The 26,338-nt window shown below is 66.3% G+C and carries 21 protein-coding genes, 2 tRNA genes and 4 pseudogenes; 16 read left to right on the top strand and 11 right to left on the bottom strand.

The window, feature by feature from the left end:
* Positions 1–265 precede the first annotated feature (265 nt).
* The 6 genes from aceE to AC2W7L_RS13280 all read left to right on the top strand — a co-directional run bounded on the left by aceE (position 266) and on the right by AC2W7L_RS13280 (position 8,018).
* Positions 266–3,028 carry a pyruvate dehydrogenase (acetyl-transferring), homodimeric type gene (gene aceE / locus AC2W7L_RS13305; protein ID WP_486004836.1) on the top strand — a complete coding sequence of 921 codons (2,763 nt, stop codon included), beginning with the start codon at positions 266–268 and terminating at the stop codon, positions 3,026–3,028.
* A gap of 126 nt (positions 3,029–3,154) precedes the next feature.
* Positions 3,155–4,354, top strand: coding sequence for a PucR family transcriptional regulator (locus AC2W7L_RS13300; protein ID WP_101554016.1), 1,200 nt, complete (start codon positions 3,155–3,157; stop codon positions 4,352–4,354).
* A 55-nt stretch (positions 4,355–4,409) separates the two neighbouring features.
* A complete protein-coding gene (locus AC2W7L_RS13295) occupies positions 4,410–5,315 on the top strand; it encodes an ACP S-malonyltransferase (protein WP_486004835.1) in 906 nt (301 codons plus the stop codon).
* Positions 5,316–5,333: 18 nt separating this feature from the next.
* Positions 5,334–6,335 carry a beta-ketoacyl-ACP synthase III gene (locus AC2W7L_RS13290; RefSeq protein WP_486004834.1) on the top strand — a complete coding sequence of 334 codons (1,002 nt, stop codon included), beginning with the start codon at positions 5,334–5,336 and terminating at the stop codon, positions 6,333–6,335.
* A gap of 119 nt (positions 6,336–6,454) precedes the next feature.
* Positions 6,455–6,706, top strand: a complete 252-nt coding sequence (locus AC2W7L_RS13285) for an acyl carrier protein (protein WP_025776743.1) — start codon at positions 6,455–6,457, stop codon at positions 6,704–6,706.
* A gap of 67 nt (positions 6,707–6,773) precedes the next feature.
* Complete coding sequence (locus AC2W7L_RS13280; protein ID WP_486004833.1) at positions 6,774–8,018, top strand: beta-ketoacyl-[acyl-carrier-protein] synthase family protein; 1,245 nt, start codon at positions 6,774–6,776, stop codon at positions 8,016–8,018.
* A gap of 293 nt (positions 8,019–8,311) precedes the next feature.
* Here the strand turns inward: AC2W7L_RS13280 and AC2W7L_RS13275 are convergent, their stop codons facing one another.
* From AC2W7L_RS13275 to AC2W7L_RS13250, 6 genes and pseudogenes are all read right to left on the bottom strand, one after another.
* On the bottom strand, positions 8,312–8,803 hold the full coding sequence (locus AC2W7L_RS13275; RefSeq protein WP_039211244.1) for a DUF3145 domain-containing protein: 492 nt from the start codon (positions 8,801–8,803) through the stop codon (positions 8,312–8,314).
* A 284-nt stretch (positions 8,804–9,087) separates the two neighbouring features.
* Positions 9,088–9,164: transfer RNA gene (locus AC2W7L_RS13270), tRNA-Ile, on the bottom strand.
* Positions 9,165–9,256: 92 nt separating this feature from the next.
* Complete coding sequence (locus tag AC2W7L_RS13265; protein ID WP_486004832.1) at positions 9,257–10,540, bottom strand: EAL domain-containing protein; 1,284 nt, start codon at positions 10,538–10,540, stop codon at positions 9,257–9,259.
* Between the two features lie 121 nt (positions 10,541–10,661).
* Positions 10,662–12,119 carry an MFS transporter gene (locus tag AC2W7L_RS13260; protein WP_486004831.1) on the bottom strand — a complete coding sequence of 486 codons (1,458 nt, stop codon included), beginning with the start codon at positions 12,117–12,119 and terminating at the stop codon, positions 10,662–10,664.
* A gap of 92 nt (positions 12,120–12,211) precedes the next feature.
* On the bottom strand, positions 12,212–12,640 hold the full coding sequence (locus tag AC2W7L_RS13255) for an LLM class flavin-dependent oxidoreductase (RefSeq protein ID WP_486004853.1): 429 nt from the start codon (positions 12,638–12,640) through the stop codon (positions 12,212–12,214).
* 70 nt (positions 12,641–12,710) lie between these two features.
* Positions 12,711–13,001, bottom strand: a pseudogene (locus AC2W7L_RS13250) (LLM class flavin-dependent oxidoreductase); the annotation flags it as partial.
* A gap of 38 nt (positions 13,002–13,039) precedes the next feature.
* Between AC2W7L_RS13250 and AC2W7L_RS13245 the strand changes: the two are divergent.
* The 7 genes and pseudogenes from AC2W7L_RS13245 to AC2W7L_RS13215 all read left to right on the top strand — a co-directional run.
* Positions 13,040–14,476 carry a recombinase family protein gene (locus tag AC2W7L_RS13245; RefSeq protein ID WP_005464717.1) on the top strand — a complete coding sequence of 479 codons (1,437 nt, stop codon included), beginning with the start codon at positions 13,040–13,042 and terminating at the stop codon, positions 14,474–14,476.
* 272 nt (positions 14,477–14,748) lie between these two features.
* Positions 14,749–14,955 (top strand): hypothetical protein, encoded by a 207-nt coding sequence (locus AC2W7L_RS13240; RefSeq protein WP_005464719.1) that lies wholly within the window; start codon positions 14,749–14,751, stop codon positions 14,953–14,955.
* A complete protein-coding gene (locus tag AC2W7L_RS13235; protein WP_005464721.1) occupies positions 14,955–15,203 on the top strand; it encodes a helix-turn-helix domain-containing protein in 249 nt (82 codons plus the stop codon). The genes AC2W7L_RS13240 and AC2W7L_RS13235 overlap by 1 nt, the downstream gene beginning before the upstream one ends.
* The gene (locus tag AC2W7L_RS13230; RefSeq protein ID WP_486004830.1) at positions 15,203–17,455 is read left to right on the top strand and encodes an RNA helicase; all 2,253 of its coding nucleotides are present in this window, start codon (positions 15,203–15,205) and stop codon (positions 17,453–17,455) included. The genes AC2W7L_RS13235 and AC2W7L_RS13230 overlap by 1 nt, the downstream gene beginning before the upstream one ends.
* Positions 17,452–18,042: a hypothetical protein gene (locus AC2W7L_RS13225; protein WP_005464726.1), complete on the top strand. Its 591-nt coding sequence runs from the start codon at positions 17,452–17,454 to the stop codon at positions 18,040–18,042. Before AC2W7L_RS13230 ends, AC2W7L_RS13225 begins: the two co-directional genes overlap by 4 nt.
* Positions 18,039–18,500: pseudogene (locus tag AC2W7L_RS13220) on the top strand (relaxase/mobilization nuclease domain-containing protein); the annotation flags it as partial. The gene AC2W7L_RS13225 and the pseudogene AC2W7L_RS13220, both read left to right, overlap by 4 nt.
* 387 nt (positions 18,501–18,887) lie before the next feature.
* A pseudogene (locus AC2W7L_RS13215) lies at positions 18,888–19,767 on the top strand (hypothetical protein); the annotation flags it as partial.
* Positions 19,768–20,136: 369 nt separating this feature from the next.
* On the opposite strand, the gene merA reads toward AC2W7L_RS13215, so the two are convergent.
* Positions 20,137–21,561 (bottom strand): mercury(II) reductase, encoded by a 1,425-nt coding sequence (gene merA, locus AC2W7L_RS13210; RefSeq protein WP_005464728.1) that lies wholly within the window; start codon positions 21,559–21,561, stop codon positions 20,137–20,139.
* Positions 21,562–21,668: 107 nt separating this feature from the next.
* Here merA and AC2W7L_RS13205 point away from each other — a divergent pair, with 107 nt between their 5' ends.
* Positions 21,669–22,058: a heavy metal-responsive transcriptional regulator gene (locus AC2W7L_RS13205; protein WP_005464729.1), complete on the top strand. Its 390-nt coding sequence runs from the start codon at positions 21,669–21,671 to the stop codon at positions 22,056–22,058.
* Between the two features lie 42 nt (positions 22,059–22,100).
* On the opposite strand, the gene AC2W7L_RS13200 is transcribed toward AC2W7L_RS13205, so the two are convergent.
* Positions 22,101–22,343, bottom strand: coding sequence for an LLM class flavin-dependent oxidoreductase (locus AC2W7L_RS13200; protein WP_486004829.1), 243 nt, complete (start codon positions 22,341–22,343; stop codon positions 22,101–22,103).
* 207 nt (positions 22,344–22,550) lie between these two features.
* Positions 22,551–22,626 (bottom strand) — tRNA-Asn (locus AC2W7L_RS13195).
* 233 nt (positions 22,627–22,859) lie between these two features.
* Here AC2W7L_RS13195 and AC2W7L_RS13190 point away from each other — a divergent pair.
* Together AC2W7L_RS13190 and AC2W7L_RS13185 are read left to right on the top strand one after the other, a co-directional pair.
* Positions 22,860–23,771, top strand: a complete 912-nt coding sequence (locus AC2W7L_RS13190) for a DMT family transporter (protein ID WP_486004828.1) — start codon at positions 22,860–22,862, stop codon at positions 23,769–23,771.
* On the top strand, positions 23,772–24,983 hold the full coding sequence (locus tag AC2W7L_RS13185; RefSeq protein ID WP_486004851.1) for a glycosyltransferase: 1,212 nt from the start codon (positions 23,772–23,774) through the stop codon (positions 24,981–24,983).
* A gap of 13 nt (positions 24,984–24,996) precedes the next feature.
* Here AC2W7L_RS13185 and gluQRS read toward each other — a convergent pair.
* Both gluQRS and AC2W7L_RS13175 read right to left on the bottom strand, forming a co-directional pair.
* A pseudogene (gluQRS, locus tag AC2W7L_RS13180) lies at positions 24,997–25,937 on the bottom strand (tRNA glutamyl-Q(34) synthetase GluQRS).
* Positions 25,934–26,254 carry a GNAT family N-acetyltransferase gene (locus AC2W7L_RS13175; protein WP_486004827.1) on the bottom strand — a complete coding sequence of 107 codons (321 nt, stop codon included), beginning with the start codon at positions 26,252–26,254 and terminating at the stop codon, positions 25,934–25,936. The pseudogene gluQRS and the gene AC2W7L_RS13175 overlap by 4 nt, the downstream one beginning before the upstream one ends.
* Between the last annotated feature and the right edge of the window lie 84 nt (positions 26,255–26,338).

Below are 26,338 nucleotides of genomic sequence, written 5' to 3'. Positions count from 1 at the left end.
GGTGCAAACTATCCGCGCGTCCGCGCGCGGCAAGCGCACTCAAACAGCACCCAAACAGCGCACCGGACTGCGACCATGTCTCATCGCCGGGCACGTGCGTCAGAGAGATCACAACTTCGCGGGAGCGCGAAGTTCGGCTGCGCGTACTAGGCTGACAGGTGTATCGGGTGGCCTCTGGGCTCAGACAACCTGCGGAGCACACACCATCCGATGGACACGGTCTCTACACCAAAGAAGATCGTGGAGCTGAAGAGAGGACCACATCGTGGACAATCGGAATCAGGGCGGACCCATCCTCAACGGGCTGCCCAGCCAGGTGCCCGACATCGACCCGGAGGAGACCGCTGAGTGGCTGGCCTCCCTCGATGGCCTCATCGACGAGGGCGGTCGGTCTCGAGCACGCTATGTCATGCTGCGCATGCTCGAGCGCTCGCGCCAGAAGCAGATCGGCGTGCCCAGCCTCACGGCCACCGACTACGTCAACACCATCGGTCCGGAGAACGAACCTTGGTTCCCCGGCGATGAAGAGGTCGAACGCCGCTACCGCCGCTGGAACCGCTGGAATGCGGCGATGCTCGTCCACCGTGCCCAGCGTCCCGGTGTCGAGGTCGGCGGACACATCTCCACCTATGCCTCCTCGGCGACTCTCTACGAAGTCGGCCTCAACCACTTCTTCCGCGGCAAGGATCATCCCGGCGGCGGAGATCACATCTTCTACCAGGGCCATGCCTCCCCCGGCATGTACGCCCGCGCCTACCTCGAAGGCCGGATGAGCGCCGAGCAGCTCGACGGATTCCGCCAGCAGCAGTCGCACTTCATCGACGGCAAGCCGCAGGGTCTGCCGTCCTACCCCCACCCGCACCAGCTGCCCGACTTCTGGGAGCACCCGACGGTGTCGATGGGGCTCGGACCGATGAACGCGATCGCGCAGGCGCAGTTCGACAAGTACCTGCACAACCGCGGGATCAAGGACACCTCACAGCAGCAGACCTGGGCCTTCCTCGGTGACGGCGAGCTCGATGAGCCCGAGAGCCGCGGCATGCTCCACGTCGCCGCCTTCGAAGAGCTCGACAACCTCAACTTCGTCATCAACTGCAACCTGCAGCGTCTCGACGGACCCGTCCGCGGCAACGGCAAGATCATGCAGGAGCTCGAGTCCTACTTCCGCGGCGCCGGCTGGAACGTCATCAAGGTCGTCTGGGGTCGCGAATGGGACGCGCTGCTGGCCAAGGATCGCGACGGCGCGCTCGTCAACCTGATGAACGCCACCCCCGACGGCGACTACCAGACCTACAAGGGCGAGTCCGGCGGGTTCGTGCGCGACAACTTCTTCGGCCGCGACCCGCGGACGAAGGCGATGGTCGAGAACTACAGCGACGAACAGATCTGGAACCTCAAGCGCGGCGGCCACGACTACCGCAAGGTCTTCGCAGCCTACAAGGCCGCGATGGAGCACACCGGTCAGCCGACCGTCATCCTCGTCAAGACAGTCAAGGGCTACTCGCTCGGACCTCACTTCGAGGCCCGCAACGCCACGCACCAGATGAAGAAGCTCACGGTCGACGATCTCAAGCTCGCCCGTGACCACTTCCAGATCCCGATCTCGGACAAGCAGCTCGAGGACAACCCGAAGCTGCCTCCGTACTACCATCCGGGAGTCGACGCTCCCGAGATCAAGTACATGCAGGAGCGCCGTGCGGCGCTCGGCGGCTACTCCCCCGAGCGTCGGTCGACTCATATCGATCTCAAGCTGCCGTCGGACAAGGCCTATCAGGCCGGGCGCCGCGGATCCGGCAAGCAGGAGATCGCCACCACGATGGGCTTCGTGCGCGTGCTCAAGGACCTCATGCGGGAGAAGGAGTTCGGTCACCGGATCGTCCCGATCATCCCCGACGAGGCCCGCACTTTCGGCATGGACTCGTTCTTCCCGACGGCGAAGATCTACAATCCGCACGGGCAGAACTACGTCTCCGTCGACCGCGACCTGTTCCTCGCCTACAAGGAGGCCACGGACGGTCAGCTGCTCCACGTCGGCATCAACGAGGCCGGAGCGACCGCGGCGCTGACCGCGGTCGGCACCTCGTACGCCACACACGGTGAGCCGATGATCCCGTTCTACATCTTCTACTCGATGTTCGGCTTCCAGCGCACCGGTGACTTCTTCTGGGCAGCAGGCGACCAGATGGCCCGCGGGTTCGTCCTCGGCGCCACCGCGGGACGCACCACCCTCGTGGCCGAAGGTCTCCAGCACGGCGACGGACATTCGCACGTGCTCGCCTCGACCTATCCGTCGGTGGTCTCCTACGATCCGGCCTACAGCTACGAGATCGCGCATATCGTCAAGGACGGCATCCACCGGATGTACGATCCCGCCGATGAGCGTGACCCCGACGTGCTCTACTACATCACGATGTACAACGAGCCGATGGTCCAGCCGGCCGAACCGGAGGACCTCGATGTCGACGGCGTGCTCAAGGGCCTCTACCTGCTGAAGAAGGGCCCCGACAACGGCGGTCCGAAGGTTCAGCTCATGGCCTCGGGCGTCGGTGTGCCGTGGGTGCTCGAAGCTCAGGAGCTGCTCGATCAGGACTGGGGCGTCTCGGCCGATGTGTGGTCGGTGACCTCGTGGACCGAGCTGCGCCGCGATGGGCTCGACGCGGAGAACGAGCGCCTGAAGAACCCGCAGTCCGAACCGCGAATCCCGTATGTCACCGAGAAGATGGCCGAGACCGAAGGACCGGTCATCGCAACCTCGGACTATATGCGCGCCGTTCCCGACCAGATCCGTCAGTACGTGCCCAGCCACTTCACCTCGCTGGGAACCGACGGCTACGGAATCTCGGATACTCGTCCCGCGGCACGCCGCTACTACCTCGTCGACGGTCCGTCCGTGGTCACGCAGGCGCTCATCTCGTTGGCCGACACCGGAAAGATCTCGACCGACAAGGCCGCCGAGGCGGCTGAGAAGTACCAGCTCCACGATGTCCGTGCCGGCAACTCCGGTTCGACCGAAGGGGCAGGTGCCTGAGCTCGCCCGCACACTGAGCGCTGATATGGCCGGAGTCTCCAAGACTCCGGCCATATTTGTCATCTTTTCCGGATATTTGTATGTCGGTGACAACCGGATTGTCCTCAGTCATCTAAACTCGTGCTCATGATGTCTGATGCCGAGACCCTGCGCCGTCGCGCCGAAACCGCCCGCAGACTGCGTGCCGGAGTCGGTGTCCTGTCGTCGGTGACTCTGCAGCGGCTGGAGGCGCAGCTGCCCTGGTACCGCACGATGTCATCATCCGACCGCTCCTGGGTGGGACTGCTCGCCCAATCGGGCATCTCCTCGTTCGTCGACTGGTATCGCAAACCCGATACGAATCTGCGCGTGGTCTCCGACATCTTCAAGACCGCGCCACGCGACCTCATCCGCGCCATCAGCCTGCAGCAGACTCTGCAGCTGCTCAAGATCGTCGTCGAGGTCGTCGAGGAGCGCGTCCCGGACATCGCTCGCCCCGTCGAACAGCCGGCCCTGCGTGAGGCCGTCCTCGTCTACTCCCGTGAGATCGCGTTCGCCGCGGCCGATGTCTACGCCCGCGCCGCAGAGGCTCGAGGCAGCTGGGACGCCCGACTCGAGGCGATGGTCGTCGACGCCCTCGTCCGCGGCGACTCCGTCGACGAGCTCGCCAGCCGCACTGCGGCCTTCGGGTGGCAGTCCGAGGGCCCGGTGTGCGTCATCGTCGGCCGTGCCCCGCAGCGCTCGGCGAAGAAGGGATTGGACGGCATCCGCCGCAAGGCGAGTCGGTGGGCCGATGATGCGCTCGTCGGCATCCACGACAACCGCCTGCTCATCGTCCTCGGCGGGGTCACCGAGCTCGACGATGCCGTCGAGGACCTCTCGGACTGCTTCGGCCCTTCCGAAGTCATCGTCGGACCCGCAGTGCCGGGCCTCGCCGAGGCGGCCACCTCGGCGAAGGCGGCGATCCGGGCGCTCAAGGCGGCGACCGCTCGTCCGGACTCCCCTCGTCCGGTCAAGGCCGATGACCTTCTGCCCGAGCGCGCCCTGTCCGGGGACCAGATCGCTCTGACCGAACTCATCGAACGCTACTACGTGCCGCTGACCTCGGGAACGGGCCAGCTGCTGAAGACCGTGAGCGCCTATGTCGAATTCGGGTCCTCGCTCGAAGCCACGGCCAAGGCGCTGTCCGTGCACCCGAACACCGTCCGCTACCGGCTGCGGAAGATCACCGATGCCATCGGGCTCGATCCGACCACGTCGCGTGATGCCTTCGTCATCCACATCGCCTTGGTCTATGGGCGACTGTCCGAGGACGGCGTATTGTCGAACAACGACAAATCTCATTGAGATCGGCACAGCATCCATTAGATTGATCAACGGAACCCAACGAAAAGAGAACTGAGTGCTTGCAATCACCTGTCCGGGCCAGGGAGCCCAGAAGACCGGTTTCCTGAGTTCGTTCCTCGAACTCGACACCTTCTCGGCACAGATCGACGAACTCTCGACCGCCTCGGGGATCGATCTGCGTCTGCACGGAACCGAATCCGATGACGAGACGATCAAGGACACCGCGGTGGCACAGCCTCTGCTCGTCGCTTCCGCCATCGCCTGCGCTGCCGAACTCGGCGTCAGCCCTGCCGTCGTCGCCGGACACTCGGTGGGAGAGATCGCCGCCGCGCAGATCGCAGGCGTCTTCACACCTGCCGATGCCATGCGCTTCGTCAAGGTGCGAGCCGATGGAATGGCCGCGGCTGCCGCCACCACCCCGACAGGGATGTCCGCCGTGGTCGGAGGCCAGCCCGAGGACGTTCTCGCCGCCATCGAGGCCGCCGGCGCCAGCCCCGCCAACGTCAACGGCGGAGGTCAGACAGTGGCCGCCGGATCCCTCGACGCTCTCGAGGCACTGGCCGAGAACCCACCGGAGCGCGCCCGGGTCATTTCGCTGGCCGTGGCCGGTGCCTTCCACACCGAGTACATGGCCGCGGCCACCGATGATCTCGCTGCCGCCGCCTCGGCGATGGAGGTCTCCGATCCCACCGTCTCGATCCTCAGCAACTCCGACGGCACCGCGGTCGAAACCGGGCGCGAGTACGTCGACCGCCTGGTCAGGCAGGTCACGAACCCGGTCCGCTGGGACCTGTGCCAGGAGACGCTGCTGAGTGCCGGGATCACCGGAATGATCGAACTCGTCCCCGGTGGAACACTCACCGGAATCGCTCGACGCGCCATGAAGGGCGTCGAGACATTCGCCATCAAATCGGCCGCCGACCTCGACGGCGCGCGTGAGTTCGCGGCAGCCCACGCCTGAGAATCGAAAGAAGACGCCATGCCTACACTCAAGACTGCCGAGCCCGGCACTTTCTCCCGCATTGCCGGAATCGGCGCCTACCGTGCGGAGAACCTCGTCAGCAATGACGATATCGCCGGACCGATCAACTCCTCCGACGAATGGATCCGTCAGCGTACGGGCATCATCACCCGTCGTCGTGCCAGCAAGGACGTCGGCGTCCTCGATATGTCCGAAGAGGCCGCGCTCGAAGCGATCGCCTCTGCGGGCCTCAAGCCCGAGGACATCGGCGGCATCATCATCTCCACCGTCACCTTCGAGTACTTCACGCCCTCAGCAGCCTCCGCTCTCACCGCGCGGCTGGGCACCGGCCCGATCCCGGCGTGGGACATCAGCGCCGCGTGCGCCGGCTACTGCTACGGCATCTCCCAGGCCGATGCTCTCGTGCGCGCCGGAACGATGGACAACATCCTCGTCATCGGTGCCGAGAAGCTCTCCGAGGTCATCGACCCTGAGGACCGCTCGATCTCCTTCATCCTCGGCGACGGAGCCGGCGCCGTCGTCGTCAGCTCCTCAGACGAACCCGGCATCTCGAAGACCGTGTGGGGTTCGAAGGGCGAGAACTGGTCGACGATCCGGATGACCGATTCGCTCTATGACATCCGCGACGATCGCGAGCTGCCCTTCCCGACCCTGCGTCAGGATGGACCGACCGTCTTCCGCTGGGCAGTGTGGGACGGCGCCGAGGTTGCCAAGGAAGCCCTCGCCGCTTCCGGAATCGAAGCCGAGGATCTCGCTGCCTTCATTCCGCACCAGGCGAACATGCGCATCATCGATGAGCTCGCCAAGCAGCTGAAGCTTCCCGAGTCCGTCGTCATCGCTCGTGACATCGCCGACAACGGGAACACTTCTGCGGCATCGATCCCGTTGGCCACCGAACGGCTGCTGCGCGAACAGCCCGAGCTCAGCGGCGGTCTCGCCCTGCAGATGGGCTTCGGGGCGGGCCTCGTCTACGGCGCCCAGGTCGTACGCCTGCCCTGAGACACACCCATTCACGGAAAACTCTCCGTGAATGTCCTAAGATATTCGGCGGGACACTCGTCGAAAAGTTCCTCAAACGGTCGAAAAACCCTCGACCGAAATCAGAAAGTAGGAAAGAAATGGCATTCACCGAAGCTGAAGTCCTCGCTGGGCTGGCAGAGATCGTCAACGAAGAGACCGGCCTGGCTGTCGAAGCAGTCGAAGCCGACAAGTCGTTCACCGATGACCTCGACATCGACTCCATCTCGATGATGACCATCGTCGTCAACGCCGAGAAGAAGTTCGGCGTGAAGATCCCCGATGACGACGTCAAGGACCTCGTCACCGTTCAGGACGCTGTCGACTACATCAACAAAGCTCAGGAAGCCTGAGACACAGCAGCCGAACACGGCCCGTCCACAGACGGGCCGTGTCCACACTATCGACGAGGTTTGTACCATGACATCTAAAGTTGTCGTCACCGGAATCGGTGCGGTAACCCCCCTGGGCGCGACTGTCGATGCCACTTGGGAAGCCATCCTGGCAGGTCAATCCGGCGTTCACACAATGGACAACGATTGGTCGGAGAAGTACGGCCTCGCCGTGGACTTCGCAGCGCAGGTCGACCCACAGGTCGTGCCCGACAACCTCAAGCGGGTTCAGGCCAAGCGCCTCGACCCCTCGAGCCAATTCGCTCTCATCTCCGCTCGTGAAGCCATGGCAGACGCCGGCCTCGAGGAGACCGATCCGGAACGCACCGCTGTCTCCTGGGCCACTGGCATCGGCGGAGTCTGGACTCTGCTCGATGCTTGGGACACCCTCCAGGCGGAAGGCCCGCGCCGGGTCATGCCCCTGACCGTTCCCATGCTCATGCCCAATGGGCCCGCGGCCGCGATCGGAATGGAGTTCAAGGCCCGCGCCGGGGTCCAGACCCTGGTCTCCGCCTGCGCATCATCGACCGAGAGCCTCGGCCACGCCTATGACGTTCTCAATTCGGGCCAGGCCGACGTCATCATCGCCGGTGGTTCCGAAGCCGCGATCCACCCGATCACCCTCGCCTCGTTCAATTCGATGCAGGCGCTGTCGCGTCGCACCGATTCGCCCGAGACCGCCTCGCGTCCCTACGACATCGACCGTGACGGCTTCGTCATGGGCGAAGGCGCGGGCACGCTGATCCTCGAGACCGAGGAGCATGCGAAGGCTCGTGGAGCGAAGATCTACGCCGAGGTGGCCAGCTGGGGCATCTCGAACGACGCCTACCACATCACCGGCGGAGAGCCCGAGGGCAAGCACGCGCTGGCTGCCATGCAGCAGGCACTCGATGCCGGCGGCCTCACCGCGGCCGACATCAAGCACGTCAACGCACACGCCACATCGACTCCAGTCGGTGACGTCCCGGAATCGCTGGCCATCAGCGAACTGCTCGGCGACAACGTCTCCGATGCACTGGTCTCGGCCACGAAATCGATGACCGGCCACCTCCTCGGTGGTACCGGTGCCGTCGAGGCGATCCTCACGGTCAAGGCGCTGCAGACTCGCACCGCTCCCCCGACCATCAACATCGACGAGGTCGACCCGAAGGTCAAGGGAATCAACATCGTCCGTGACACTCCGCAGGAGCTGCCGGCGGGCGATATCGCAGCGATCACGAACTCGTTCGGCTTCGGTGGTCACAACGCCGTCGTCGCCTTCCGCTCCGCCTGAGGCTCTGCGCGACCTCAGTCAGCATTACGGCCCACTTTGAGCCGGAAAGCACGGTTTTGAAACTGTGCTATCCAGCTTAAAGTGGGCCGTTTCCAATTGTGCGAAAGAACGTAGCTTGAAAGGATCAGAACGGTCTGCGCATATGCGCATGATCCTGGTGGCGCAGGATGTTATGTTCAGGCACGCGAGCACGCAAAATGGGCACACCCGAGGCAGGTAGGTGTGCCCATTGAGCTTCAGTGAGCGATCTGAACCGTCACGTCACTGTGCGGCCCGGAGGCGAGAGGAAAGGCTCAGCCGACCTTAGTGAGCCAGCGCACCGGTGCGCCCTCGCCTGCGTGGCGGAATGCGTCGAGTTCCTCGTCCCAGGCCTCGCCGAGGGCGATCGCCATCTCCGAGGAGAACTTCGCGGGGTCGCCTGCAGCGCGTTCCATGACGGAGCGGATGCGGTCCTCGGGAACGAGGATGTTGCCGGCGGTATCGGTCACTGCGTGGTAGATGCCCAGATCGGGAGTGTGGCTCCAGCGTCCGCCGTCGACTCCGGCCGAGGGTTCCTCGGTGACTTCATAGCGAAGCGAGTCCCAACCGCGCAATGCGGATGCGATACGAGCTCCGGAGCCTGCAGGCGCGCGCCAGCAGACTTCTGCGCGCACGAGGCCCGGTGCTGCCGGCTGGGGTGTCCAGTCGAAGCGTGCCTGTGCGCCGATGGCCCCGCCCGCTGCCCACTCGATGTGAGGGCACAGCGCACGAGGTGCTGAGTGGACGAAGAGTACGCCCTGTGTCATATCCATTTCTGCCTCCTACCTCGGATACGTCTTCCCCTACGATCCGAAAGGAGGTGCTGACCACATGATAGTCGATGATCGACGTGCAGCCAAGCATCAAAGACGCTGGTGGCGTCGGGTGTCGGTAGTGCCTGTCGTCTATCGGGCGAAGTGATGGGAGCAGGGCTGTCGCAACTCCCTGGACGACGACATCGAAGTGGTGTCGGAGGCGGCGGCGCGCACCATCGCCGAGAAGGGGATTCGGCTTACCCAACTCGTGTTCTCAGAGGTGGGGCCGTGCTGCATGGTGCCCCCGGTCGGACTTGAACCGACGGCCAAGGAATTATGAGTTCCCTGCTCTAACCAGCTGAGCTACGGGGGCCAGCCGAGACAACATTAGCACCATCGGAGTCCACCGCCCCATTCGGTTCACGCACGCGTTCACAGGAGTCGAGACACCCGGACTCGCTCTGCTCAGGCGCGCAGGTTCGCCATCGCGTTGAGAGGGGCGACGCGAGTGAGAACGCTGCGTGCGGCATCGACACAGGTGTAGCGATCGGTCGTGATGTAGACGTCGAAGACAGTCTGTCCGTCGCTTCCCGGATCGTTGCGTTTCGACGCTGCGACCATGCCGGACCAGTCGGGCCCGACCACGACGACGCCGTGTTCATTGCGCATGGGATCCGAGGCATCGACGAGTCCGGTGCGCACTCCGGGAATCGGCGGTCCGTCGAATCCGCCGGAGAACATGGCCGTCAGACCCACCGTGTCACGGATCTTCTCATACCGCAGTCGGGTCGCCTCGGAGAATCCGTCGTCCTCCCCGAACACACCGAGGGCGATAGTCGCCGTTCCCGACGCCAGAGCGCGTTCTTCCAAGGCCGCGATCTGAGCGACGAGGAGTTCGCGGTTCATCACCAAAGGCTCACGCCGGAGTCCCTGCGAGATCGAATACGGCGTGCCGAGTGCCGGCAGGTTGCGAGAGTAGTGGGAGACGAGAGCGTCCTCGCTCGGTTCGGAGAACGACTGCGGTTGCTTCGTGGCCTCACCGAAGTAGGGCCCGGACATGAACCGCGCCCCCAGCGCGCGCACTCGGTCCAGATCGTCTTCGGTCTCGACACCGTCGGCGAGGATGACCGCTCCGGTGCGTTCGAGATGGGCGTGGAGAAGTCGGTTGAGTTCAGCCAGATGGGAGTCGCAGTCGATGCGCAGAACGTCCGGGTGGAGTCCGACCACCGATGGATTGACCAGCGGAACGAATGAGGTGCTGCGCAGGTCGGGACCGACCGAGGACATGCCCACGCCCCAACCCATGGCCCGTGCCGAGCGCACAGAGCGCAGCACCGAGGCCGGAGACGAGGCGACGCGATTGGCGTCGAGCTGCAGAATGACCGAGCGGTCGGGCTCCCCGGTGCGGTCTTCGAGGGTTGCGAAGGATTCGGCTTCGGCGTGGAGGAACAGGCGGTTCGACTTCGGCAGGCCGGCGCCTTCTGCAGTGCGCAGCGCCGAGTCCCGCAGCGAGGCGTCGATATCTCCGGTGATCGTCGAGACGCGCATGGCGTGGCGGAGGTTCTCCGACTCGGCTCGACCCAGTTCCGGATCCCCCGTGGGGGCCTGCAGTATCTGATGGCCGACTCGTTGGAAGGTCAGTGCATCGACGACGGGGGCGAAATAGGTTTCGATCCCGCCCGAGCGCACGAGTTCCTCGAGCGCGAGCTCGTCATCGGGTACCGCCTCGACCACTGTGTTTCCTTCCATGGGCTGATGTGCGTTCACAGTCTTCCACATTCGGACACAGCGGATTGTCTAAAATCCGTAACATTATTGCGCTGACAGCTGACGATGTTGGTGCGGCTCCGGGCATGCCGCGAATGTCCTCTCAGGCGCGGCGGGGACCGCCTCGGCGAACTTCGACGATGCCGACGGCACCGGCGAGGACGACAACGAGTGCGATCGCGACGAACGCCGCGATCATCCCCCAGTGCCAATTGCTCACTGCGGTGATCGAGAACGCCAGGGCAGTCATGATCGCCAGCCCCATCGACGTGCCGATACGCTGCCCCGTCTGGAGCACTCCTCCGGAGGACCCGGCGTATCGCAGCGGGACCTCCTGCAGGGTCAGAGTCTGGTTGGGGCTGATGACCATACCCTGAGCGGTGCCGATGAAGGCCAGGGTGAGCAGCATCCACCACTCGCTGCCGATGCCCCGGGACAGCAGAGCGACGACGCCGATCGTCGCCACCAGGCCCACGAGGCACAGCGCGATCCCCCAGACGACGAGGCGGCGCCCGATCTGGAAGACGAAGCGTCCGGACACATCGGCGGAGACTGCCGAGCACAGCGCGGCCGGCAGACCGATCATTCCCGCAGCCAAGGCCGTATGCCCCAGCCCTTGCTGCATGTACATGGCGACGAGGACCCAGACGCTGGTGACGCCGAGGAAGTAGAGAGCGATGATGATCGAACCGTTGCTGAAGCTGCGGATCCGGAAGAGATCGAGGTCGACCATGGGAGGGCGCCCCAGTCGCGCATAGCGCCGTTCCCACCACGCCCACAGCCAGATTGCGCCGACGCCGAGCGGCAGGGACAGCCAGATGAACCAACCCAGCGATGACTCGACGAAGGGCAGGAGGATGAGAAGCACGCCGACACCGAGGAGGATGACTCCCACCGGATCGAGGTCCTTCCCCTCCTCGGTGCTCTTCCCATCCTCGGCGCTCTTCCCATCTTGAGCGACGGCAGCTCGCCACGCACCGCTCGGCAGCCAGACGCGGGCGAGGAGGAGAGAGGCGATCGCGAAGGGCACATTGACGAGGAATGTCGCCCTCCAGCCGAGGCCGCTGCCGAACAGCGCGATGAGGGCACCGCCGAGCACGGGACCGACCGCCACCGACAGGCCGACGGTGGTGCCCATCAGCCCGAAGGCACGACCACGAGGCGGACCCTGGAAGTACTGCTGCAGCAGGCCCACGACCTGCGGGTTGAGGAATCCCGAGCCCAGCCCCATGGTCACTCGCGAGATGTTGAGCGTCAGCGGGTCCGGGGCGATTCCAGCCACCAGCGAGGAGAGACCGAAGAGACCCACGCCGATGACGAACAGCTGCCCGCGACCGAAGACGTCACCGGCTCGCCCGGCGGCGACGAGGACGACGCCGAAGGACAGCGCATAACCGGTGAGCACCCATTGCAGGGCCGAGGTGGAGGCATGGATATCGGCGGCGATGGCGGGTAGGACGACGTTGATGCTGGAGACCGAGAGCAGGGACATGAAGAGGGGGACGAGGCCGATGATGAGGATGCGCTTCTGCGTCTGCGTCATCTTCGTGCTCTCGCTCACTCGGTCTCCCCTGGTGGTGAATCGTCCCTGGTGATGGATCTTCTCTGATCTCTCACATCATACGTTCGCGGACAGAGCTCTGACGGAACCTCTCAGTGCGCACCTGCAGGCACCCAGCCGAGAGCCGGTGCGACGTGCTTCGCGAAGGACTCGAGGATGTGCAGGTTGTAGTCGACGCCGAGTTGGCTGGGGATCGTGAGCATGAGGGTGTCGGCGGCTTGGATGGCCGCATCGGTCTTGAGCTCCTCGACCAGTCTGTCCGGTTCACCCGCATAGGTGCGGCCGAAGGTCGAACGCGTGTCGTCGATGATCCCGATCTGGTCACCCTGCCCGGCTCCGCGCCTGCCGAAGTAGAGGTCGTCGAGGTCGGTGGTGATCGGGAAGATGCTGCGGCTGACGGACACACGCGGCGTCCAGTCGTGCCCGGCTTCGTTCCACGCCTGGCGGTACCGGGCGATCTGTTCGGCCTGCAGGTCCCCGAATGCGGCGCCGGTCGCCTCGGTGAGCAGGGTCGAACTCATCAGGTTCACCCCCCATGCGAGCCGCACTTTCAGCGGTAGCAGCCGAACCGGCGCCCCACCAGATGCGTCGGTCCAGTCCGGGCGAATGCGGTTCTCCACGCAGCCGCACGCCGGGACCGAACTGCTGGGGATCGGCAGGAGCAAGCTTCTCACCGCGGATGGCGCGAAGGAAGCGGTCGAACTTCTCTCGGGCCATGTTCGCAGCCTTGGGCTCGGTCTGATCCTCGTATCCGAAGGCTTCCCAGCCGCGCAGGGCAGGCTCCGGGGACCCGCGGCTGATGCCCAGCGCCACCCGCTGGTCAGACAGCAGGTCGAGGGCGGCGGCCTCCTCGGCGAGATAGAGCGGGTTCTCGTAGCGCATATCGGGGTTGCAACACTGGTCCACGTAAGCTTGGTTGCATGGTCGAACTGGTAGCGCTGAGGAAGACGAACGAGGTGGCGGCCTACGTCCGCGCCTCCATGGACCGCAAGGGCGACCGCTGGACGGTCGATACCCAGCTGAGGAAGATCAAGGCGCTGGCCGAGGCCAAGGACTGGAACGTGGTCGAGGTCTACGAGGACAACGCGGTGTCGGCGACGAAGAAGCGCCGCGCTGGCACCCGGTGGGCAGAGATGCTGGACGACGCCCGAGCAGGCCGGTTCTCGATGGTCGTCGCCGTGGACATGGACCGCCTCCTGCGCAGCACCAAGGATCTCAACACACTGATCGACCTCGGTCTGCGCGTCGTCACCGTGGACGGCGAGATCGACCTCTCGACGGCGGACGGCGAGTTCCGGGCGACGATGCTCGCCGCCCTCGCCCGGTTCGAAGCCCGGCGCAAGGCAGAGCGCCAGATCAGATCGAACGAGCGCCGACGTACAGAAGGCATCCCCACGTCGGCCTGGAAGGCGTTCGGCTGGACGCGCGATGGCGAGTTGATCCCCGAGGAGGCCGAGGCCGTGCGGCGAGCCTTCGACGCGTTCCTCGGCGAGCCGTCGCTGTCGATCCGACGCATCCGCGAGGACCTGAACAGCGCCGGTCACCTCACCGCGCGCGGGTCGGAGTTCTCAGTCGATGCCGTGAGGTACCTGCTGGCGAACCCGCTCTACGCTGGCTACATCAAGCACTACGCGTCGGGCGAGCTGTACCCCGTGCAGGGCGAGGTGTTCCCGCCAATTGTGAGCGAGCAGACGTGGCGGGCCGCGGTTGCGAAGCTGGAGGACAACGTGCGGAGGTCGGCGAGGCAGGGGAACCAGCCGAAGTACCTACTCTCCGGGATCGGCCTGTGCGGAAAGTGCGGGGCGACGCTTGTCTCGGGGACGAACAGCCGCAAGCAGCCGACGTATCGCTGTGGAGAGCACTTCCACCTCACGCGCCAGCGCGAGCCCGTCGATGCGATGGTCACCGAGGCGGTGCTCACCCGCCTGTCCTCGGTGGACGTGCACGACCTGGTGATGCCGCAGGAGGACGGTAGGCCGGACCGCGAGGAGCTGCTGACCGAGCGGAACGCGCTGGTCGAGCGCGTGAAGGAACTGAGCCCGCTGCTGCGCGACATCCATCAGCCGGTCCTTGAGATCACGGCGGCGATCAATGACGTGAAGGCCCGCATCGACGAGATCGACGCGGAGCTGCTCGACCGCTCGGTGTCGGCGGCGGTGAAGCTGCTCGCGGACGTGGACGAGCTGGTCGGAACCGTGGAGCGCCGGGAGATGGTCGAGTCGAAGTGGAAGGCGCTGGATGTGGACCGTCGCCGGATGCTCGTGGACGAGCTGGTGACGGTGACCGTCGCGCCGATCCGGCCCGGTCACGTGCGGTTCGATCCCGACCTCATCCGGATCGAGCCGCGTCGCGATTGACTCATGATTCGACTCGTCATTGCAATGGTGAGTCGAGTCATGGGAGAATCGTTGCAGAGGCGAATGGACAGCGCTTCGTGGTCCGCGGGGGCAGCGAAGTGGCATGTCCCCGGGCTGGCAAACGGAGTGAACCTCGCGTGAGCGAGGGTGAGACACCCCCGGTGAAACGAAAGCAATCCCCGACGGGCGGGCCACCGTCGAAGCTCCGACCGAGAGGTCGCCAAGAGTGAGGGCTCTTGGAACTCCCGAAGAACGATCTTCGGGAGTTTTCTATGTCCTCGACGGACACCCGCACTTTCACGAGCCTTCCGCCTGACCTCGAGCAGGGGCAGGGGCTCCCTGCCCGCGATGAGGGCCTCGCGCCCGTCATCGCCGCCGCCCGCGCTGCGGGTCGCGTGGCTGGTGAGCGGTTGACTCATACTCCGCTGAACCCGCGCCAGCGCGCCACCGTCGCCGCCATGATGGGCGGTGATCGCTGATGAGCGCGAACTCCGCCGCCTTCGATCACCTGACCGGCTTCCGCTGGCGTCAGGGCGACCCCTCCCTCGCCAACATGGAGGCACGGCTCTACGACCTCGGCGTGCTCCGCTCCGTGCTGGAAGAGGCCGTCGAGATCGCCGTCGCCGACGCCCGCGCCGAGGGCGTGACGTGGGCCAGGATCGGCGACGCCCTCGGCGTCACGCACCAGGCCGTGATCAAGCGTTACCGCAAGGGCGGTGGTCGCTGATGCACCCCGACGCCCGCAACCTCAGCACCGATCCCGTCGACCTGACCCCGCCCGGAGGGCCTGGTCTGGCACCCGCCGAAGGCGGGGTGCCCGGTGCCGTTCCGAGCGACGGGAACCGGGCTCTCCCCGTCGGGGACGATTTTGCCGGAAACGGCTATACGGCTGCACCGACCGATTCCGGCGAGTCCGAGATTCCCGCCGATCTCAGCTCTGACCAGGGAACTGTCGCCGCTCTGCATGCGCGGCCCTCCTTGGGTGGCCGCGCATCCGTTTCGGAAACGGCTGCACCGGCGCCTACCTCGGGTGCAAGCGTGGACTTCGCCGAGCTGGACGTGCCGGGGGCCGATCCCGGTGACGAGGTCGAACCGTTCGTCGTCGAGTCCACGCCTGCGCAGGTCGCCGAGGCGAAGGCGTTCTTCGCCGCCGCGAAGACGGCGGAGAGCCCGGAGCAGGCGAAGCGCACCCGTATGCAGTCACGCGTGTTCTCGGTGATGCAGTACCGCGAGCACCCGGAGACCGGCGAGGTCATGCTCACGCAGGAGCAGATCGACGAGGGCCTCGCGGCGCTGGGCGATCGCCTCCACCGCTGGGCCTACGTGTGGCACCCGTATGACCGCCTGGTCGAGGTGGACGAGGGTACAGGCGAGACGGTGTGCTGCGGGATCAAGGGCCTGCACGCTCACATGGTGTTGTGGGTCGCTGATGCTGATGGTCCGCGTCCTACGATCCGCACCGTCTCCGACGCCTTCTCGATCCCCTCGGCTCGCGTGAAGCCGCCAAAAGAGACTGCCGAGCAGGAAGGCACCGAGCACAAGGGCCGCGGCGCGGCAGAGAAGGCGTTCTTCGATCTCGCTGAGTACCTGCCGCATGAGTCGCGGGGGAAGAACGCCATCCCGGGCATCCACCAGCCGGAGCGGCACTACCTCGTGGACAAGACGCAGGAGGGCATGCCTGGCAAGTACCAGTACGGCCGGGGCCGGATCGTCGCGAACTTCGATTTCGGGCGGGAGCTGGACGCGCACATGGCGATGCGCCGCAACGCCGCTGAGGGCGGAGGCAGGGCGAAGCTCAGCAAGCTCTTCCAGGCCGTGGGCAAGGGCTCGCTGACGCTGAAGCAGGTCCGCGATCAGGAGCCCGCGATCTACTTCGCGAAGGGCAACCTGGCGCACTTCCAGAAGCTGCGCGGCGACTTCCTCGCGTATCAGGACGCACCGGAGTCGGTCATGAACTTCTACGTGTTCGGCGAGGGCGGCACGGGCAAGGACCTGCTCGCGAAGGCGCTGGCTCGCGCTCTGGCCCCGGATGCGGACAAGCCGTACTTCAAGGTGGGCGGCGAGAACGTCTCGTGGGAGGGCTACGACGGCGAGCCGGTCGTGATCTGGGAGGACACGCGCGTCGGTGACATGATCCGCACGGCCAAGAGCCGCGGGATGCTCTTCCGCATTCTCGGCCCGTGGCGCGAGCCGGACGAGAAGCCGATCGTGAACATCAAGGGATCGAAGACTCAGTTGCTCAACCGGGTGAACATCGTTACGGGTCCCGAGGGCTACGAGGAGTTCCTCCGCGGCTTGGCTGGCGAGTACGAGTCGATGCAGGGCGGCGTGCGGGTCAAGCACCAGGCGGAGAACCTCGGGCAGGGGTTCCGCCGCTTCCCGGTGATCATCCCGGTCGCCGAGCGCGAGTTCTCGATCTTCGTGAACTCCGGTGTGCTCAACGGCACCCGCGAGTACCAGCGTTATGAGCGGTACGAGCACATGAGCCAGGACCTGGAGTTGCTGGCGCGCAGGTGCAAGGCGATCAAGGACACCGCGGAGCGCGAGCGCGTGCGCGGAGAGATCGAGGCGCGCACGGTCGCGCCGATCGTGGAGCAGCACGACCGGATAGCGCGCCCCGAACTGGAGGCGATCAACGGGGACGAACTGTTCGCGGAATTCGCTGGAGTCGGCCAGCCGATCCAGCCGAGCGCTGAGGAGATCGCCGCCGCCGAAGAGGCGGCGAAGTGTGACCGTGAGGTCGTCGAGGAGCAGCAGCGCAGGCGGCTCGCCGAGCTGGAGGAGCACAACCGTGAGTTGCAGCTCTGCACGTGTTCCACTCCGCAGGCGGGCGTCTACGCGCGGCATGGGGATGAGTGCCTGGCGCTCTCCGAGGATGAGCGTCAGCGCCGCGCTGAGGCGAAGCAGAAGGTGCTCGATGCGAAGGTCGCGCGGCTCCGCGCGAACGGCGGTCTGCTGGTCGCGGGAGGTGCGGCATGAGCACCGAACTCGATGGGCACTTCCAGGGGATCGAAGGGGGCGCAGCCCCCTCGCAAGCAGGCAAGGAGGACATGAGCGCCAGCGAAATGTCCGACGCGCCTACTGCTTGCCACTCTGGCGTACAGGCGGAGCAGCAGGCCGACTCCCGGGTGAACACCGGTCGGGCTGATGCGGAGGCTGTGCGCCAGAGTCACGGCGGCGCGGAGCGTCGTCGTGGCAGCGGCGGGCGGCTCGATACGCGCTTCGATGACGCCACGCTCGGGGCGGTTCGCACTCGTGCGAAGCGGCTCGGGCTGGCTCCGAGCACGTGGGTGCGGACCGTCGTGCGCGATGCGCTCCATGCATCTCGGAGCGAGGAGCTGGACGCCGCCGTGGCCGCGCACCTGCTCGGGGTCGAGGAGCGCGTGCAGGCGTCTGCTGATGCTCGGGAGCTGGCCGCCCAGGTGCGCCCGCTCGCGATCAACGTCAACGACCTGGACCGCCGTGCTCGCGCGGGTGAGCCGGTGTCGCTGTCGGCGGAGGTGCCCGAGCTGATCGAGCTGCTCCGCGAGATCCGCGCCCTGCTCGGTGATCGGGCGGCCTCATGAGCACGACACATTACAGTCCGAGCGCCAGCGCCGCCGACACCGAGCGCTACATCCGGGGCAAGGAGGACGAGCGCGGCGTCGCGATCACGTGCGACGTGCCGGGAGGCCCCGGCGCGTTCTCGGCGCGCGCCCGCGCGCTCACCCAGAACACGAAGCGCGACGTCGAGGCGCTGCACTACAGGCAGTCGTTCAGCGACGAGGAGTTCGACCCGAAGAATCCGGAGGACGTGCAGCGGGTGAACGATCTGGGCTATCAACTCGCGAAGAAGATGCACCCAGATTCCGACTGCCTCGTGGTCAGTCATGTGGACGGACGCGGGAAGAAGCCGCACAACCACATCTTGGTCATCAACCACAGCAATCGGACGGGAAGAGCGCTCAGCGACTACCGCACGTTCCACGACCGCAAGGCCGGGAACCAGCGGGGCGTTCAGTCAGCGAACGACGAACTCATGCGCGAGCACGGTCTCTCGGTCGTGAAGCGTCTGGAGCACGCACCGAAGGACTGGGAGCTGCGCCGCGAGGACTTCGCCGAGGGCGGGCTCGACCGCGAGATGGGCGACCGGATGAGCGCCGCCCTGGCTGATCCCCGTGCGGTGGACAAGGCCGGTCTCGAAGCGGTGATCGAGGAGCAGAACCAGCAGCTCGGCGATGACGGGGAGCGGGTGCCGCGGATGCGCCTCCACACCGCCATCAGCAAGCGAGGGAAGAACGTCGGCAAGGAGACGTGGACGCTCTACATCGAGGACCGCCGCGGCGAGTCCGGGCGTGCCGAGCGACGCAAGCGCACGAGTGCGCTCTCGACAGATTTCACCCCGGAGGGCGCGCGGGCGTTCTTCGACTACCACCAGCAGCAGGAGGAGCAGGAACATGAGCGCAGCGCTCGACAGTCCGGAGACGATGGAGGCGTTGACCTCGATCCTCGCCGCCGTCGAGGCGCAGAACGCGAGGCTCGACCGGCTGGCCGAGCAGCAGAAGAAGCTCGCGGGGTTCGTGAAGGTCATGGACGAGGAGACGACGAGGCGGCTGGAGCGGATCACGGCCCCGGCGTCAACCTCCTCGCCCTCCAGCGACGTGTCCGCGAGGATCGCGAGTATCGAGAGCAGGCAGAACGAGATCGCGAGCACGCTCGGCGAGTTCGCGCAGAGTCTCAACGGCGAGAGCTTAAACGCCGCGTCGCAGAGCTTGGTCGCGGAGGCGCAGAGGAACCACGTGGCTACGGCATCGGCGATTGAGGGGCTCAAGGCGCAGGCCGCGGCGAACCAGAAGCTCGTCAGACAGGTCGGCTGGGCGGTGCAGCGGATCGAGAAGCACACCGAGGAGCGGGTCCAGAAGGCCGTCGAGCAGGTCACCGGAGAGGCTTCGACTACGATGACCGCGAACCTCGACGCGTCGAACGAACGGGCCGAGCGGATCATCGCCGCCACCGCGAAGCTGGAGGCCCGGCAGCTGTGGTCGGCCGCCGCCGCGATGTGCCTCGCGCTCCTGCCGGTGGTGGTCGTCATCGCTGGGCTCTGGATGGGCATCGCCGGGCTCATCACCGGCGCTCAGTGGGCGCTGGACGTGGACGGTAGCGTGTGGCTCGGGATCGGGCGCTGGCTCGTGATCGCCGTGGGCCTCGCGGCGGCCGGCTACGGGGTCTTCGCGTCCGTCCGCTGGGTTGTTGGTCTCGTGGAGACCTGGAAGGGTCGCGGGATGCCGACGTGGCCGAGCTGGCGACGATGACTGGAGCCACTCGAACTACTGACCCCGGTCAGTAGTCGAACGATTGCCGCAGCCGCCGGTCGAGCGACGTCGGTGCCGCGGCAGTCGCCGGAGGACGATCGCCGCTGTGACGGCCACCCCGACTGCGATCCCGGCACCGATGAGCCAAGGGTTGCCGAGGAAACCTCCGATACCTGCAAGGGCTCCGCCCGCGGCGAGGAGAGGCAGGCCGCAGCAGATCAGCAGCGGAAGCGCGCAGCATGCCAACAGGAGCAAGCCCGTCCCAGCACCGACAAGCACGCCCGCGCGATGCGAGTCGTGGCCCTTATCGCCGCTCATCGTCTGTTCCTCTCCCAGCTGAGCGTTCCCCCCGATTGTCTGCGTGCGCGTTCACGCGCAGCACGACAGGAGCGACGGATCGGTGGTGAAGGCCTTGGCGGCGATCCGGATGCCCTCGGCCATGGTCAGGTAGGGGGCCCAGGCGTCGGCGACCTCGGCGACGGTCTTGCCGAGCACGTGGACCCCGGCGGCGGCGAGCTCGCCGGCGTCCTTGGCGACGGCGGTGATGCCGAGGATCTTCCCCGTGTCGGCGTCCACGACGATCTTGACGAAGCCGCGGGTGTCGCGGTTGACCAGGGCGCGGGGCACGTGGTGCAGGGGCAGGACGCGGCAGTCGCAGCGGATCCCGGCGGCGACGACGTCCTTCTCGGTCATCCCGACCGCGCCGATCGCCGGGCCGGTGAACGTGACCCTCGGCAGCCGGGCGTAGTCCACGGCCCGGTCGGCGTCGGTGAACGCGTTCTCGGCGACGAGGGTGCCGTGCTGGGCGGCGACGTAGACGAATTCGGGGTGGCCGGTCACGTCGCCCGCGGCCCAGATCCGCGGGTGGGAGGACTGCATCCGGTCGGAGACGACCACCTCGCCGAGGTCCCCGGTCTTGACCCCGACCGCGTCGAGGCCGAGCCCGTCGGTGGCCGGTCGTCGTCCGAGGGCGAGGAGCACCTGGTCGGCGCGGAACTCCTCCCGGCCGCCGGCGACGTCCGCGGTGACGACGGCCTGCCCGGTCGCGGCGTCGCGGGACACCCGCGTCGGCAGCGCGCGGCGGACCACCCGGATGCCCTCGTCGGCGAACACCTCCTGCAGCGTCCTGGACACCTCCGGCTCCTCCTTCGACGCGAGCCGGGACCGGGCCAGCACGGTGACCTGGGAGCCGAGCCGGGCGAACAGCTGCGCCTGCTCCAGGGCGACGTAGCCGCCGCCGAGCACGAGCAGGGACTCAGGGAGTTCGGTCAGCTCCATCGCCGTGGTCGAGGTCAGGTACCCGGTCTCGTCCAGGCCGTCGATCGGCGGGGCCCACGGCCGAGAGCCAGTCGCGACCAGGTAGTGCGCGGCCTCGATCGTCTCGGTGCTGCCGTCGTCCTCGGCGACCTGGAGGACCGGTGCGTCGGGGGTGCCGGCGAACGCGGCGTCCCCGCGGCGGACGGCCCACCCGTAGGAGTCGGCGACGTCGGCGTACTTCTCGCCCCGCAGCGACTCGACCAGCGCCTGCTTCCCGGCGATCAGGGCGGGCATGTCCACCGGCCCCGCCGTCGTCTCGATCCCCGGGAACCGGTCGGCGGCGTCGGCCGCGGAGTGCCATGCGTCGGCCGCGGCGATCAGGGCCTTCGACGGTACGCAGCCGGTGTTCACGCAGGTGCCGCCGAGCGTCCCGCGCTCGATCATCACCACCGACTTGCCGAGCGTGGTCGCGCGGATCGCGGCGGCGAACGCACCGCCGCCCGATCCGATGATGGCGAGGTCGTACTTCGTGGGCATCGCAGCTCCTGTCAATACTTGGACTTCCGGTCTATCTCAGCCATACTGGACCTTCCAGTGCAGGGGAAGGTCAAGAGGACTTCTGCCGAAAGAACAGGGGGCCTGCGATGCGCATCGGGGAACTCGCCGAGCGGGCGGGAACGACGGCGAAGACGCTGCGGTTCTACGAGGAGCAGGGCCTGCTGCCCCCGGCCGAGCGCACGCCGTCCGGATACCGCGACTACGCGCCCGAGACGGCCGCCCGGATCGACTTCGTCCACCGCGGCCAGGCCGCGGGCCTCACCCTCGCCCAGATCCGCCAGATCCTCGAAATCCGCGACGGCGGCGCTGCTCCCTGCGAGCACGTGCGCGACCTCCTCGACGCGCGCCTCGCCGAGATCGAGCAGCAGATCGCCCAGCTCACAGCGCTCCGAGACACCATCGCCGAGCTCAGGCACGACGCCGCGCAGCCCGACCCCGACTCGTGCAGCGCGGACCAGGTCTGCCGATACCTGTAAACGGCAGAGCCGTTTGCGCCAACGCCACAACCCCGACATGCGCTACCTCATATCGATGACTCCGGTGCCCACCTCGATCGCGCGGGTCTTCGCGGCGATCGTCGACAGCAGCGGAATCGGAGAGGCCGCCTGGGTCGCGAAATGGTGGACGCGGAAGTACGCGCCGTTGACGCCCAGCTCGTCGGCACCGACGGAGATGTCCACCGCATCGCGCAGCATCTGTCCGGCATCGAGGTCGCCGTCGGAATCGTAGTGACCGAAACTGAGGAATCCGAAAGACTTCATGCCTGGTGAACCCGCTGCGCACCACGCCTATTCCCGCGGCTGTCCGGCGATAGCGACCACGGCATCAGGCCTCGATCAAGGCGGAGCGCGGATATCGCACTGTCCACGGGCCGACAGACGCGCTGCGACTTGATCGAGCGCACGAGAGGCGGTGCTCCGAGATGACCGGGCACGACGAAGGCCCCGTCCGATCGGACGGGGCCTTGGTGGCTCCCCCGGCTGGGCTCGAACCAGCGACCCTTCGATTAACAGTCGAATGCTCTGCCAACTGAGCTACGGAGGAATGCCGCAGTTTCCTGCGGACGTGTGTTCCAGCTTAGCAAACCCCTGGGCCGGCGAACAAAACCGCGACGAGTGCTTTAGCTCACAACGATGAGGGTTTCCCCACCCGTCGCCCCGGGGTTGCCTTACAGTCAGCACAAACACAGTCCACGGCCATCTTCGGCGTCGGTCCGCGCGATAGACTCGAAGCGATCTGCTCCCCGCATCCGCACCGTCGAAACCGGAAGACTCATCGTGACCATAGTGGCAATCGCCCTCGCCGTCGTCTCGGCTGTGGCACTGGCCTATGGCGCCCTGTATCAGCACGATGCGGTTGCCGGGCAGGATGACTCCCACAACGGACTCAGCTGGGCACATTTCACCGAGCTGCTGCGCAACCGCCGGTGGCTGCTGGGACTGAGCATCCTCGGTGTGGGCACGGCCGGCAACTTCGTGGCTCTGGCACTGGCACCTGTGATGGTGGTGCAGCCGATCGGGGCATTCTCACTCATCGTCTCCGTGCTGCTCGGCGTCCGTCACCGTGGGCTCAAGGTCAACAGACGGCTCGTCCAGTCCGTCGTCTGGTGCACCGCCGGGGTGACGCTCTTCGTCGCGCTCTCGGCCACGACAGCGCAGTCGGAAGTCCACCTCGGTGCCGATGCGATGCCGCTGTTCTGGATCACCGCCGTCGCCGTCGTCATCGGCCTGGTGATCATGTTGGCCTTCCGTCACGCCCCTCAGCTCGTGCTCATCATCGCAGCCGGGCTGCTCTTCGCCTGTGTGGCGACGAACGCGCACCTGGTCAGCGTCCAGTTCCTGAAAGCCGGACTCGATCAGGTCACCTGGATCAACGTCGCAGCACTGCTGGCGGCGGTGGCACTGGGGTCCCTGTTCGTCCAGAACGCCTATGCGGCAGGACCCCCCGAGATGGTCATCGCCGGGCTGACCGTCATCGACCCGATCGGGGCCGTCATCCTGGGCACCGTCGTACTCGGCGAGGCGGCCCACTCCCCCGTCTGGCTCATCGTTCTCATCACCCTCACCGGATTGGTCGCCTGCGCGGCCGTCGTTGTATTGTCGCGGTATCATCCCGATGTCAGAGATCGAGAAGCTCAGCGCAGGAACGCCCGGCGTTCCGACACCATGACCGACACCGAGGAGAGCTGAATCCTGTCTGCGCACCGTCCCACTCCGAATCGCCGAATCCTCATCCCGGCGGAGACGTACGCCCCTGAAGTCAACGGTGCCGCGAAGTTCGCCGAACGGTTGGCCGAGGGCCTTGCCGCCCGCGGCAATCACGTCCACGTCGCGTGTCCTTCGCCGACAGGCAAGCCCTCCGTCGGTGTCGAGAACGGGGTCACCGTTCACCGCCTCACCGCTCACAGGTGGCCCCTGCACCCGACGTGGATGATCTGCATGCCGTGGGAGACGAAGCCCGAGCTCTCGCGCCTCCTCGACAGCGTCCGCCCCGATGTCGTCCACACTCAGGCGCACTTCGTCATCGGCCGCTATGCGTTCTCCGAATCGATCAGGCGCGGGATCCCCGTCGTGGCCACGAACCACTTCATGCCCGACAATGTCCGCCCCTATCTCAAAGCCCCGAAGGCCGTGCTCGACGGCGGCACTGCCATCGCCTGGTGGGACCTGCGTCGCAAATTCCAGTCCGCCGATTCCATCACGGTACCCACACAGCTGGCCGCCGATCTGCTCACCGAGAACGGGTTCTCCTCGCCTATCCGGGCGGTCTCCTGCGGAATCGACCTGCAGCGCTTCGCCCATCTGCGCGAACTCGACTGCTCCGCATCACGCGCCATCCCGCCTCGAGTCCTCTTCGTCGGGCGCCTGTCGTCGGAGAAGCATGCCGCAGACATCGTCGAAGCCCTGGCGAAGACCGACCCGGAGCTGGGGCTCGAAGCCGATATCGTCGGCGGCGGCGACCAGGAGGAACCGCTGCGGCAGCTGGCCGCCGAACACGGCGTCGCCGATCGCGTGCATGTCCTCGGGAAGATCAGCGACAAGGAGCTCATGGACGCCTACCAGCGCTGCACTTTCTTCTGCATGCCCTCGACCGCCGAACTGCAGTCCATCGCCACGTTGGAGGCACTGGCTTCACGTAAACCGGTGGTGCTTGCCGACGCGGTGGCACTGCCGCACCTCGTCCGCGACGGCGTCAACGGGTATCTGTTCCCACCGCGTGACACCGATGCGCTGGCCGATCGCTTCACCCGCATCTGCCGGATGCCGGACGACGACCTCGATGACATGTCGAAGGCGTCGCTCGACGTCGTGGCCAAACACGATATCGAATACACCCTCGACACCTTCGAAGCGATCTACGACGGGGTCATCCGAGACGCCATCGACGCGTCCGCAGCCTGACGGCCGATCGGCCTCAGGGTGCTGCGGGCGGGACGAAGACCGCCGGCGCTGACGACATCCGAGCGAAGTCGACACCATTGACCATGTCATCGACGGACCGCCACCGGCGACTATCTCCGCCGAATCCCAACGACTGCTGCATCCAAGCGAAGACGTCCTCGATGGTCCACCCGAGGCTGCGCAATTGCTGATAGGTCACCGCACCATCGCGTTTGGCCAGTCGCTGCCCGCTTTCACTGAGCACCAGAGGCACGTGCACCCAGCCCGGTTCGGGCAGCCCCAGCAGCTTCGACAGATATGCCTGCCGTGGCGCCGAGGAGGCGAGATCGTCCCCGCGCAGGATCTCGTCGATTCCGCTCGCTGCGTCATCGACGACGACGGTGAGGTTGTAGGCGAATACGCCGTCACCTCTGCGCAGCACGAGGTCGTCGACAAGCGCGTCCACCCGGCCGAGCACCACATCGTCGATGCGGTGCTCTCGATTGTCCGCGCGCAGGCGCAGAGCCGGCTGCCGGTTGTTCGCCGCGAGTCGGCGCCGGGCCGTCTCACGCTCATCCTCGCCGAGGCTGCGGCAGGTTCCGGGGTACGCTCCGGGTGGAGCGTGCGGAGCGCTCGGTGCCTGGGCGATGTCCTTGCGTGAGCAGTAGCATTCGTAGACGAGACCATCGGCCGCCAGCTTCGCGATCGCGGCCGAGTATTCGGCAGTCCGCGCAGACTGGACAAGAGGCGGTTCGTCGGGTTCACCCCGAGTTCGGCGAAGACTTCGAGCTGTGATTCGGCTGACCCGGCCTTCACCCGATCGAGGTCTTCGATCCGCCACAGGAATCGCCGGCCCGTCTGCCGGGCCCGCACATAGCTGAGCAGTCCGGAGCGGATGTTGCCGATGTGGAGGTCACCACTCGGGCTCGGAGCGAAACGGCCCGCTCCGCAGCCGGCGGGGTGGGACTCGGTCACTGATGGGCCACGAGATCGCCGTACTGCGGGAACCGTTCGAGGTAGTCCTGAACATAGGAGCAGGTCGGCACGATGGACGCCTCATCCGCTCGGATGAGGTCGAGCACCTGGGTGACGAGGGTGCGGGCGAAGCCTCGTCGGGAGAAGCCTTCGGAGATGATCGTGTGCTGCAGTTCCACGGTGTGGTCATCGATGACTTGGTAGGCGAGGAACCCGATGAACTCCCCCGGGGTCTCATCGGTGAACAGTTCGTACCGCTCGCGGTCGATGTTCTTCACCACGCGGACCGGTGTGGGGCTGAGTTGAGGCTGTGGCATTGATGCACTCCTTCATTGCCGACTCCTATCTGAACGATACATGGTTGAGCGGGACCCGGTCGCCAGCGACCGGGCCCCGTCACG

Source organism: Brevibacterium sp. LAARM3_SD1 (assembly GCF_057364765.1).
Note: the sequence above shows the minus strand (reverse complement) of the source record. Positions and strands in the feature narration are given on the sequence as shown.